Annotated in this window: 12 protein-coding genes and 2 tRNA genes; 3 read left to right on the top strand and 11 right to left on the bottom strand. The window is 70.0% G+C overall.

Annotation, left to right across the window (positions count from 1 at the left end; translation table 11 throughout):
* Nucleotides 1-1,173: PASTA domain-containing protein (locus ACFP3V_RS09875; RefSeq protein WP_380582033.1), on the top strand; the 1,173-nt coding region annotated here is incomplete at its 5' end.
* A 56-nt stretch (nt 1,174-1,229) separates the two neighbouring features.
* Here the strand turns inward: ACFP3V_RS09875 and ACFP3V_RS09870 are convergent.
* From ACFP3V_RS09870 to ACFP3V_RS09855, 4 genes are read right to left on the bottom strand one after another with little or no spacing between them, the layout of a single operon-like run.
* Nucleotides 1,230-1,991, bottom strand: coding sequence for a class E sortase (locus ACFP3V_RS09870; RefSeq protein ID WP_380582031.1), 762 nt, complete (start codon nt 1,989-1,991; stop codon nt 1,230-1,232).
* Nucleotides 1,988-2,632, bottom strand: coding sequence for an aminodeoxychorismate/anthranilate synthase component II (locus tag ACFP3V_RS09865; protein WP_380582029.1), 645 nt, complete (start codon nt 2,630-2,632; stop codon nt 1,988-1,990). Before ACFP3V_RS09865 ends, ACFP3V_RS09870 begins: the two co-directional genes overlap by 4 nt.
* Nucleotides 2,629-2,883: a hypothetical protein gene (locus ACFP3V_RS09860; protein ID WP_380582028.1), complete on the bottom strand. Its 255-nt coding sequence runs from the start codon at nt 2,881-2,883 to the stop codon at nt 2,629-2,631. Before ACFP3V_RS09860 ends, ACFP3V_RS09865 begins: the two co-directional genes overlap by 4 nt.
* Before the next feature lie 28 nt (nt 2,884-2,911).
* Complete coding sequence (locus ACFP3V_RS09855; RefSeq protein ID WP_380582047.1) at nt 2,912-3,631, bottom strand: DUF881 domain-containing protein; 720 nt, start codon at nt 3,629-3,631, stop codon at nt 2,912-2,914.
* Between the two features lie 125 nt (nt 3,632-3,756).
* On the opposite strand from ACFP3V_RS09855, the gene crgA reads away from it, so the two are divergent.
* Nucleotides 3,757-4,011: a cell division protein CrgA gene (gene crgA / locus ACFP3V_RS09850; RefSeq protein ID WP_380582026.1), complete on the top strand. Its 255-nt coding sequence runs from the start codon at nt 3,757-3,759 to the stop codon at nt 4,009-4,011.
* 192 nt (nt 4,012-4,203) lie between these two features.
* On the opposite strand, the gene ACFP3V_RS09845 is transcribed toward crgA, so the two are convergent.
* Together ACFP3V_RS09845 and ACFP3V_RS09840 are read right to left on the bottom strand one after the other, a co-directional pair.
* A complete protein-coding gene (locus ACFP3V_RS09845; protein ID WP_380582045.1) occupies nt 4,204-5,076 on the bottom strand; it encodes a rhomboid family intramembrane serine protease in 873 nt (290 codons plus the stop codon).
* A gap of 119 nt (nt 5,077-5,195) precedes the next feature.
* The gene (locus ACFP3V_RS09840) at nt 5,196-5,720 is read right to left on the bottom strand and encodes a peptidylprolyl isomerase (protein WP_380582024.1); all 525 of its coding nucleotides are present in this window, start codon (nt 5,718-5,720) and stop codon (nt 5,196-5,198) included.
* Between the two features lie 177 nt (nt 5,721-5,897).
* On the opposite strand from ACFP3V_RS09840, the gene ACFP3V_RS09835 reads away from it, so the two are divergent.
* Nucleotides 5,898-6,590: a DUF5324 family protein gene (locus ACFP3V_RS09835; RefSeq protein WP_380582022.1), complete on the top strand. Its 693-nt coding sequence runs from the start codon at nt 5,898-5,900 to the stop codon at nt 6,588-6,590.
* An 86-nt stretch (nt 6,591-6,676) separates the two neighbouring features.
* Here the strand turns inward: ACFP3V_RS09835 and ACFP3V_RS09830 are convergent.
* The 5 genes from ACFP3V_RS09830 to gyrA all read right to left on the bottom strand — a co-directional run bounded on the left by ACFP3V_RS09830 (nt 6,677) and on the right by gyrA (nt 10,663).
* Nucleotides 6,677-6,749, bottom strand: a tRNA-Ala gene (locus ACFP3V_RS09830).
* Nucleotides 6,750-6,833: 84 nt separating this feature from the next.
* On the bottom strand, nt 6,834-6,965 hold the full coding sequence (locus ACFP3V_RS09825; RefSeq protein WP_380582020.1) for a DLW-39 family protein: 132 nt from the start codon (nt 6,963-6,965) through the stop codon (nt 6,834-6,836).
* 116 nt (nt 6,966-7,081) lie between these two features.
* Nucleotides 7,082-7,155 (bottom strand) — tRNA-Ile (locus tag ACFP3V_RS09820).
* A gap of 113 nt (nt 7,156-7,268) precedes the next feature.
* Nucleotides 7,269-7,913: a DUF3566 domain-containing protein gene (locus ACFP3V_RS09815; RefSeq protein ID WP_380582018.1), complete on the bottom strand. Its 645-nt coding sequence runs from the start codon at nt 7,911-7,913 to the stop codon at nt 7,269-7,271.
* 140 nt (nt 7,914-8,053) lie between these two features.
* The gene (gene gyrA, locus ACFP3V_RS09810) at nt 8,054-10,663 is read right to left on the bottom strand and encodes a DNA gyrase subunit A (protein WP_380582016.1); all 2,610 of its coding nucleotides are present in this window, start codon (nt 10,661-10,663) and stop codon (nt 8,054-8,056) included.
* Nucleotides 10,664-10,688: the final 25 nt, after the last annotated feature.

Below are 10,688 nucleotides of genomic sequence, written 5' to 3'. Positions count from 1 at the left end.
TCGGCGGACGAGATGCGCGCCGACATCGAGCGCGCACTGGACGGCCTCCCGGTGGCGGCGGCCGCCGCCCCGACGGTCGCCTTCGGCATGGGCAGCTACGGCCAGCAGCCGCCGCAGGACCCGTACGGCCGGACCATGGCCATGCCGCAGCAGGCCCCCGCGGGCCAGACCAGCATCCTGCCCGGCGTCGGCCAGGGCTACGACGTCGGCGGCGACGGCTTCGACGACGGCTCGTCCGGCTACGACGACGGCGCGGCCTACGGCGGCCGCAGCGACCGCCGCCGCGCGGCGAACGGCGGCGGTAGGAACCGCAATACCTCGGTCATCTGGCTGGTGGTGGCGGCGGTCCTGGTGCTGGCGGGCGCGTTCTTCGTGACCAAGTCCCTGCTCGGCGGCTCCGCGAACAACTCGATCTCGGCCCCGAGCCTGGTCGGCCAGAGCTTGACCGAAGCGCAGGCCTCGATCACGAACCTCGGCCACAACCTGAGGGTCGTCAAGGGCGACAGCACGGCCTGCGACCCGAACAAGGCCCAGAAGGGCCAGGTCTGCACCCAGGACCCGCCGGCCGGCACGACGCTCCAGGACGGCGCCACCATCACCGTGCACATGAGCACGGGCGCACCGACGAAGGCCGTGCCCAACCTCAAGGGCCAGAACTACAAGGACGCGGAGCAGGCGCTCCAGAGCGCGGGCTTCGTCGTGGGCACCGAGGACCGCAAGTCCTCCGACACGGTGGCCAAGGACACGGTCATCAGCTACAGCCCGAGCGGCCAGCAGCCGGCCGGAGCCACGATCAACCTGGTGATCTCCTCCGGGCAGGACATGAAGCAGATCCCCTACGTCGTGGGCCAGAGCCAGAACGACGCGGAGACGCAGCTCAAGGGTGCGGGCTTCCAGGTGGCCGTCCAGGTGGCCAGCAGCCACGACTCGCGGTTCCCGGACAACTACGTGGTCGCCGAGGTCTACCAGAACCAGCAGCTGGCCGACGGCAACACCACCGCACCGTCCCAGAGCGTGGTGACCATCCTCATCAACCCGCCGGACCAGTCCAACACCAACCAGGGCCAGACCGGTGGGCAGCCGACCGACACGTCCTCGCCGTCGACCGGGTTCATCGGGGGCATGACCGGTGGCAACGGCAATGGGAACGGCAACGGCGGCAACGGGGGCTGACCCTCCGTCAGANAGCTCCCGGGCCACCGGTGTGTCCGTGCGAAGTCCGCGGACTGTCAGCCGCCCAGGGCCGCCGGCTGCCTGCCGCTGCTCTTGGGAAGGTCCTCGACCAGCTCGCCCCAGACCGCCATCCGGTACTTCGAGGTGAACTCCGGCGTGCAGGTGGTCAGCGTGATGTACTTCCCCGGCTTGGTGAAACCCGACTCCGGCGGCACCGGGGCGATCACGCTCACGTCGCTCGGCGACGTCTGCGCGAGGGTGCGGGTGACCACGTAGGTGTACCAGTCGTAGGCCGTCTCCACCACGACCTTGTCGCCCGGCTGCAGCCGGTTGATGTACCGGAACGGCTCGCCGTGCGTGTTGCGGTGGCCGGCCAGGGCGAAGTTGCCGTCACCGGACCAGGGGAAGGCCGTCTCCTGTGCGCCGTCGTAGTGGCCCACCAGGCCGTTGTCGAGGATGGACTCCTTGTCCGTCCCCTCGGCCACCGGCGTCTTCACATCCAGCTTCGGGATGTAGATGATCGCGAACTTGGTGCCCGGCGCGAAGGTCTTCGGGTACGCCGGGTGCTGGGCCTGGGAGGCGTCCCCGCTCCACTGCTTCTCCAGCGTGGACGTGGTTCCCCGGGCGTAGCTGTCGGCCCGCACGTTGGTCCACCACAGCTGGTAGACCACGAACAGCAGCATCACCACGCCCAACGTGATCAGCGCCTCGCCGAAGACCCGGACCGCGAGGATCTTGCGCCACTCGCGCCGCCGCCGCGCCGCCTGGCGCCGGGCCGCCGCCCTGCCGCCGCGCGGAACCGCCGCCGGTGCCGTCACGCGACGGCCGTCCGGCCGATGACCGGGGCGAGGCCCTCGGAGCGCGCGACCGCGCCCGGATCGCCGCAGACGGCCAGCCAGTTGGCGAGCATCCGGTGGCCCCCCTCGGTCAGCACCGACTCGGGGTGGAACTGGACGCCCTCCACGGCATGCTGACGGTGCCTCAGGCCCATGACGACGCCGGTGTCGGTCCAGGCGGTGATCTCCAGCTCCGCGGGCACCGTGTCCCGCTCCACCGCCAGCGAGTGGTAACGGGTGGCGGTCAGCGGGGCATGCAGGCCGGCGAAGACGCCCTGCTGCTCGTGCAGCACCGGGGAGGTCTTGCCGTGCAGCAGCTCCGGCGCCCGGTCCACCACCGCCCCGTAGGCGGCGGCGATGGACTGCAGGCCGAGGCAGACGCCGAAGACCGGCAGGCCGGTGGCGGCCCCGTGATGCACCATCGCCATGCAGACGCCGGCCTCCTCCGGCGAGCCGGGGCCGGGCGAGAGCAGCACACCGTCGAAGCGGTCGCGGGTGGCGTGGTCCACGCTCACCTCGTCGTTGCGCAGCACCTCGCACTCGGCGCCCAACTGGTAGAGGTACTGGACCAGGTTGAAGACGAAGCTGTCGTAGTTGTCCACGACGAGGATGCGTGCGGTCATCGGGCGGCCCTTTCGAGCGGGATCCTGGCCAGACCGTTCAGCACCGGGCTGCCGGTCGGCTGCGGGGAGGGGGCCCCGGTCGGCGTGGCCCCGCCGTTCTGGACGGTCTCCTCGCCGAAGGGGAGCAGCGGCTCCAGCCTCGGGAAGACCCACTGGAACAGCACGTACACCACCGCGACGAACAGCACCAGCATGATCGCCGCACGAACCGCAGCATTGCCGGGCAGACGCCGCCAGAGCCAGCCGTACACCGCAGGCCCTCCCTTCTCGGCGCTCAGCCTAACGGGCGGACGCCTGCGCGTACTGGAGGTCCGTGGTGCCGGTGTACCCGGGCAGGTGCAGCTGCTTGGACTCGGTCAGTTTCCAGCCCAGGCCGTAGGCGGCCACGTACTGCAGGTAGTTCTGGATGTAGGAGTCGGCGTTGATCGAGGCGATCAGGCTCGCCCGGTCCCCCACCGCCTTGATCACGTAGGGCGGGGAGTACACCCGGCCCTGGAGGATCAGCTGGTTGCCGACGCAGCGCACCGCGCTGGTGGAGATCAGCCGCTGGTCCTGGACCTGGATCCCGGTGGCCCCGCCGCGCCACAAGGCGTTGACCACGGCCTGGAGGTCCTGCTGGTGGATGACCAGGTCGTCGGGCTGCGGCTGGGGCACGCCGGGGATCTTCGCGGTGGCGTTGGGCGGCGCGTCGTTGAGGGTGACGGTGACGCCCGCTCCGGAGAGCGGCTCGAGCCCGGCGGCCCGCTCCAGTGCGGCGAGACGGGCGGTGTCGGCCGGGTTGGTCACGTGCTGGGCGGCGAGCTGGTCGATCTGCGCCCGCAGGGCGGCGATCTCGTCCGTCGTCTGCGCGTTCTGCTGGCTGCGCTGCTGTATCAGGTCCGAGAGCCGCAGCAAGGTGTCGTCCTTGCGGATATCGGTTCCGTGTGAGGTGCGCGCGCTGGTGTAGAACAGGAATCCGGCAAGCGCGAAAATCAGACAGGTCAGGACACTACCGACGATCCGGGCGCTGCTCCGCCGTCGCGGTGGAACTTCTTTCGAATCGGGCACGTACCCTTATCTCCTTCCGATGCCGCGAGCCACTACGCTAACGGACGCCTGGCCCACAGTCCCCTGGAGTGCTCCTCGTGCCGAAGTCACGCATCCGCAAGAAGCCGGACTACACGCCGCCGACGACGGCAGCGACAGCGGTGCGGCTCAAGTCCGGCCGCGGCTGGATCGCGCCGCTGATGCTGGCCCTGTTCCTGATCGGGCTCATCTGGATCGTCGTCTACTACGTGACGAGTGCGAGCTGGCCGATCCAGGCGATCGGAAACTGGAACATCGTCATCGGTTTCGCCTTCATCGCGGGCGGCTTCGGCGTCTCCACGCAGTGGAAGTAGTGGTCAAGACCAGCTGACTTGTCCACACGGTTATCCACAGTGGGGAAAAACCCCGACTATCTGTGGATAACTTGATCCAGGAGCCGGGCTCCAGCAGCTGACCCTCAGTCAGAAACCGCAGGTGGACACGGGTAGACCCGCGTCAACACAACGGGCCCGCACAGGCGTGCGGGCCCGTTGTGGACAAACCGTTCACGCAGGGATCTGCGCCACCGCGTACAGCGTCATCCCCAGCACCGCGGCGGCCACCAGCAGGAACGTCCCCAGCTGGACCGCCAGCCGCCTCCCGGCCGGCGCGTACATGAAGCCGGCCGCCGTCGCCGCCCCCGCCACCAGGCCGCCCACATGGGCCTCCCAGGCGATGCCGGTGACCACGAAGGTGGCCACCAGGTTGACCACCAGCACGCCCATCAGCGGCCCGAGCTGGTAGCCCCGGCGCCGGAACAGCACGAAGGTCGCGCCGAGCAGTCCGAAGACGGCTCCCGAGGCGCCCAGGGCCGAGTCCCGCAACGGGTCGGCCACCAGCAGGAACAGCGCGGAGCCGGCCAGCCCCGAGACGAGGTACAGCGCCAGGAACCGCACGCGGCCCAGAGCGGACTCCAACAGCGGGCCGAGCACCCACAGGGACCACATGTTGGTGGCGATGTGCCAGATGGCCTGGTGCAGGAAGACCGAGGTGACCACCCGGTACCCCTGACCGTGGGCGACGCCGTAGCCCCACAGCACCCAGTCCGACGCCAGGTCCGGCTTGGCGTAGTGCAGCGCCCAGACCACCACGTTCGCGGCGATCAGCAGCTTGGTCACCAGGGCACCGTCACGGGTCAGCTGCCCGCCGAACTCGGTGCGGGCCTCGCGCACCTCGCCGTGGCCGCCCTGGACGCAGTCCCGGCAGTGGAAGCCGACGGACGCGTCCACCCGGCACTCGGGACACACTGGGCGATCGCAGCGGCTGCAGCGCACGCCCGTCTCGCGGTCCGGGTGCCGGTAGCACGTGGGCAGCGCGTGCTGCGGCGCCTGCCCGAACGGCGGTTCGGACGGCGTCGGGTCGGACGGCGTCGGGGACACAGCGCTCAACTTCCCTCCAGAACGGCCCCGAGAACGTACGGGAGCCCAGTCTGCCAACGGCAGACCGGGCTCCCAGGGTTCCGCGTCCGCGAGTCCGCCAGGCCGCAGGGCCTGCGGGCTCAGCGGCGGGTGATCTCCACGGACTCGATCACGACGTCCTCGACCGGCCGGTCGTTGCGGCCGGTGGCCGTGGTGGCGATGGAGTCGACGACCTTCTTCGAGGCCTCGTCCACGACCTCGCCGAAGATGGTGTGCTTGCCCGTCAGCCAGGCGGTCGGGGCGACCGTGATGAAGAACTGGGAGCCGTTGGTGCCCGGGCCGGCGTTGGCCATGGCCAGCAGGTACGGGCGGGTGAAGGCGAGGTCGGGGTGGAACTCGTCCCCGAACTGGTAACCCGGGCCGCCGACGCCGATGCCCAGCGGGTCGCCGCCCTGGATCATGAAGCCCTCGATGACACGGTGGAAGATCGTGCCGTCGTACAGCTTGTCGGTGGTCTTGGCGCCGGTGCCCGGGTGCGTCCACTCACGGCTGCCCTCGGCCAGCTCCACGAAGTTGGCCACCGTCTTCGGCGCGTGGTTGGGGAACAGCTTCAGCTGGATGTCCCCGTGGTTGGTCTTGAGGGTGGCGAACAGTTCCTCGGCCACGATGTGCCTTCCTGCAGTCCTGCGTAGCGCCGCCGAAGCAGCTCTGACGGTCCCCATCCTCCCACGCACCCGCAGTCACGGCCGTGCGCTCCAGCGCGCCTGCCGCCGAATCTGACGGCATGCTCTTTCATTGGGTGGATAAGTGACACACAGGACGCCCGAGGAGGAGGTACCCAGGTGACCCGCATCGACGCGGCCCGAGAGGCGGCCGCGCACTACACCGACGAAGCCTGGCAGAAGGTCGCCCCCCGCGTCGGCTCCGCCGTCGAACACGCTCGCCTGGCGGCGCAGAGCACCGTGGACGGGCGTGTCGTCCCGCTCTGGGAGCAGGCCAAGGCGACGGTCCCGACGGCGGCCCAGGACGCCGTCTCCCGCGCCACGGAGCGCGGGAAGGCGGCCGCCGTCCAGGCGCGCCTCGCGGCGGCCGAGGCCGCCCTGCAGGCGCGCGACCGGGCGGTACCGGTGCTCAGCCAGGCCGCCCAGGAGGTCCACGACCGCGGCGCCGCCGCTCTGCCCGTGCTGCGCGGCCAGATCAGCCTGTCCGAGATCGAGGCGCTGGCGGAGGCGCACCGCAAGGCCACCCGGAAGGGCCGCTGGGGCAAGCGCCTGGTGTTCCTCACCCTGCTGGGTGCAGCGGTGGGCGGCGGCGTCGCCGCCTGGAAGTGGTGGGACAAGCAGGCGCACCCGGACTGGCTGGTCGAGCCGCCGACCACGCCGCTGCCGATCGACGAGGCGGCGGTGGGCGGTTCCAGCGCCTCCGCCTCCGTCCACGACACCGTCAACGGCTCGCTGCCGCTGGACCCGGAGGTCGAGGCCAAGGAGTCCGAGGACGCCGCCGACGCCAAGGACCAGGCGGACAAGGAAGACTGACGCCCCGTCGGCGACCGGCGGAACACCAGGACACGGGAGAACGAGAAGGACCCCGCCCGGTACGGGCGGGGTCCTTCTCCGTGCTGTGGAGCCTAGGGGAGTCGAACCCCTGACATCCGCCATGCAAAGACGGCGCTCTACCAACTGAGCTAAGGCCCCTGGTGTGAAACCTGCACCAGCGTACCGGAAGGTTTCACGTGAAACGCGCCCCCGGGGATGGCCGGGGACGCGTTCGCGAATGAGTCAGCGGGAGCCGGCCGGGATCGGGTCGGTGGCCTCGGTCCACAGGTCCTGCTCGGCACGGTCGGCCTGGACCTGGCGCCACACGAAGTACCCGCCGAGCGCAGCCAGTGCTACCAGGAGAAGCTTCTTCACCGTGCGACCTCGACTTCCTTGAAGTACGTCCTTGGCGCCGATGATACACACCTGTGATCCGGGCTCCGTAAGAACGCAAGAGGCGGGCATCCGGTGGATGCCCGCCTCTTGTGCGGTGGGGCTAACAGGACTTGAACCTGTGGCCTCTTCCTTATCAGGGAAGCGCTCTAACCGTCTGAGCTATAGCCCCGCGCTGTCGTGCGTTGAAAGATTAGCGCACCTTCGGCGGTCTTCCCAAATCCGATGCGGCTCACCGAGCCGCAGGTCGGACCGCCGAGGTGCGCAAACGCATCCGACGGTGCGTCAGTCCTCTTCCGCCAGCGTCACTTCGACGCCCCCCGTCATGCCGGCCGCGGTGTTGTAGATGAACGCCGCCAGCGTGGCCAGCGCGGTCAGCAGTACCACGTCGATGACCGCGACCAGAGAGGTGAACATCAGCACGTTGCCGAAGGACAGGTAGTCCTGGAGGTTGAACCCGCCGCCCGAGTCACCGCCGTTGGCGGTCGCCTGGGTCAGCGTGCCGCCCAGCGAGCTGAACACGCCCGCCGCGTCGAGCACCATCCACAGCAGCGAGGTGCCGACGATGGTGACCACGCCCAGGGCGATGGACAGCAGGAAGCTGACCTTCATCACCGACCACGGGTCCGTCCGGGCGATCCGCAGCCGGGCCCGGCGGGTGCGCCCGGACGGCGCGGCCGGGGCCGGCCGCTGCTGCGCGGCCGCTGCAGCGGCGGGGACCTGGGTCCCGCGCGGCGGCGTCGGCTGGCCCTTCGAGTACGTCGTCGGAGTCGAGTAGCCCTCCCGGCCCGGAGTCGCCGCAGCAGCGGCGCCGGGCTGGCCCGCGGACTGCCGTGCCTGCGCCTGTTGGCCGTTGGGGCCGCCCTGGCGCCGACGGGGGGCCTGCGGGGCCCCGCCCGCCGCCGGCTGTCCGCCGGCGACCGTAGGCATCACCGAGGTGGCTCCGGCGTCATGCGCTCCGGGCGGAACCGGCCCCGGGCCGCCCTGCGTCCGGCCCGTGCCGGCGCCCCCGGCGGCTCCGCCTGCTCCACTCACCCTGGTCCTCCCGCAGTCCCCTGTCAGAGCCGGAGTCAGCTCTGACCCGTCGTGTCGTCCGTGCCATTGTCACTGCTGCCGGGCGCGGCGTCGCCTTCCTCGGCCTCCACCTCGTCCTCGGCACTGCCCTCGGCGTTGCGGGCGATGCCGACCACGGCGTCCCGCTTACCCAGGTTGATCAGTTGGACGCCCATGGTGTCACGCCCGGTTTCACGGACCTCCGCCACCCGGGTACGGATCACCCCGCCGCCGAGCGTGATGGCGAGGATCTCGTCGGACTCCTCGACCACCAGTGCACCGACCAGGGAACCGCGGTCCTCCACGATCTTGGCTGCCTTGATACCCAGGCCACCACGACCCTGGACCCGGTACTCGTCCACACTCGTCCGCTTGGCGTAACCGCCGTCGGTGGCGGTGAAGACGAAGGTACCCGGGCGGATGACGCTCAGCGAGAGCAGTTCGTCGTCCTGACGGAAACTCATGCCCTTCACACCCGAGGTGGCCCGGCCCATGGGCCGCAGCGCCTCGTCCGTGGCGGTGAACCGGATCGCCTGCGCCTTGCGGCTGACCAGCAGCAGGTCGTCGCTGGCGGAGACCATCTCGGCCCCGATCAGCTCGTCGTCCTGGCCGGCCTCGTCGGTGCGCAGGTTGATGGCGATCAGACCGCCCGAGCGCGGCGAGTCGTAGTCCTTCAGCGGCGTCTTCTTCACCAGGCCGGAGCGGGTCGCCAGGACCAGGTAGGGGGCCGCCTCGTAGTTCGGGATGGCCATCACCTGGGCGATCCGCTCGTCCGGCTGGAAGGCGAGCAGGTTGGCCACGTGCTGGCCGCGGGCGTCGCGCCCGGCGTCCGGCAGTTCGTAGCCCTTGGCCCGGTAGACCCGGCCCTTGTTGGTGAAGAAGAGGATCCAGTTGTGCGTGGTCGTCACGAAGAAGTGGTCGACGATGTCGTCCTGCTTCAGCTGCGCACCGCGCACGCCCTTGCCGCCGCGCTTCTGCGAGCGGTAGAGGTCGCTGCGCGTGCGCTTGACGTAGCCGCCGCGGGTGATGGTGACGACGATGTCCTCTTCGGCGATCAGGTCCTCGACGGACATGTCCCCCTCGTAGGGGATGAGCGTCGAGCGCCGGTCGTCGCCGTACTTGTCGACGATGGCGGTCAGCTCCTCGGAGATGATCGCGCGCTGCCGGGCCGGCGAGTCGAGGATCTCGTTGTACTCCTTGATCTTCGCCATCAGCTCGTCGTACTCGTCGACGATCTTCTGCCGCTCCAGGGCGGCCAGTCGACGCAGCTGCATCTCCAGGATCGCGTTGGCCTGGATCTCGTCGATGGTCAGCAGGCTCATCAGCGCGCCGCGGGCCAGGTCGACCGTCTGCGAGCGGCGGATGGTGGCGATGACCTCGTCGATCGCGTCCAGGGCCTTGAGCAGGCCGCGCAGGATGTGCGCGCGCTCCTCGGCCTTGCGCAGCCGGAACCGGGTGCGCCGGACGATGACGTCGATCTGGTGGTTGACCCAGTGCCGGATGAAGGCGTCCAGCGACAGTGTGCGCGGCACGCCGTCGACCAGGGCCAGCATGTTGGCGCCGAAGTTGGTCTGCAGGTCCGTGTGCTTGTACAGGTTGTTCAGCACGACCTTGGCCACGGCGTCGCGCTTGAGCACGACCACCAGCCGGGTTCCGGTGCGGGCTGACGACTCGTCACGGACGTCGGCGATGCCGCCGATCCGGCCGTCCTTCACCAGATCGGCGATCTTGAGCGCCAGGTTGTCCGGATTGACCTGGTAGGGCAGCTCGGTGATCACCAGGCACTGGCGGCCCTGGATCTCCTCGACCTCGACCACCGCGCGCATGGTGATCGAACCGCGGCCGGTGCGGTAGGCCTCCTCGATGCCGCGGCGGCCGACGATCAGCGCCCCGGTCGGGAAGTCGGGGCCCTTGATCCGCTCGATCAGGGCCTCCAGCAGCTCCTCGTTGGGAGCCTCCGGGTTGGCCAGGTACCAGAGCGCGCCGGACGCCACCTCGCGCAGGTTGTGCGGCGGGATGTTGGTGGCCATGCCGACCGCGATGCCGGTGGCGCCGTTGACCAGCAGGTTGGGGAAGCGGCTGGGCAGGACGTCCGGCTCCTGGGAGCGGCCGTCGTAGTTGGGCGAGAAGTCGACGGTCTCCTCGTCGATGTCCCGCATCATCTCCATGGCCAGCGGCATCATCCGGCACTCGGTGTACCGCATGGCGGCGGCCGGGTCGTTGCCCGGGGAGCCGAAGTTGCCGTTGCCGTCCACCAGCGGCATCCGCATGGACCACGGCTGGGCCAGGCGGACCAGGGTGTCGTAGATCGAGGTGTCGCCGTGGGGGTGGTAGTTGCCCATGACGTCGCCGACGACGCGGGCGCACTTGTAGTAGCCGCGGTCGGGGCGGTAGCCGCCGTCGTACATCGCGTAGAGCACGCGCCGGTGCACCGGCTTGAGGCCGTCACGGACCTCCGGCAGCGCCCGGGAGACGATGACGGACATCGCGTAGTCGAGGTACGAGCGCTGCATCTCCGTCTCGAGCTCGACCTGCTCGATGCGGAGGTTGCCGGTCTCCGGCGCGGGCTCCTGCAGGGAGTCCTGGGGCTCCTCGGGAGTGTCCCCGGGGGTGTGGTCGTCGGCCACGGTGGGTCGGTTTCCTTTCGCTGTG

The organism is Streptacidiphilus monticola (assembly GCF_042658505.1).
Taxonomy (GTDB): domain Bacteria; phylum Actinomycetota; class Actinomycetes; order Streptomycetales; family Streptomycetaceae; genus Streptacidiphilus; species Streptacidiphilus monticola.
Note: the sequence above shows the minus strand (reverse complement) of the source record. Positions and strands in the feature narration are given on the sequence as shown.

Excerpts from the sequence above, each read along its gene's own strand:
- ACFP3V_RS09865 (WP_380582029.1), bottom strand. The coding sequence starts at position 2,632 with ATGACCGCACGCATCCTCGTCGTGGACAACTACGACAGCTTCGTCTTC.
- ACFP3V_RS09815 (WP_380582018.1), bottom strand. The coding sequence starts at position 7,913 with ATGCCTACGGTCGCCGGCGGACAGCCGGCGGCGGGCGGGGCCCCGCAG.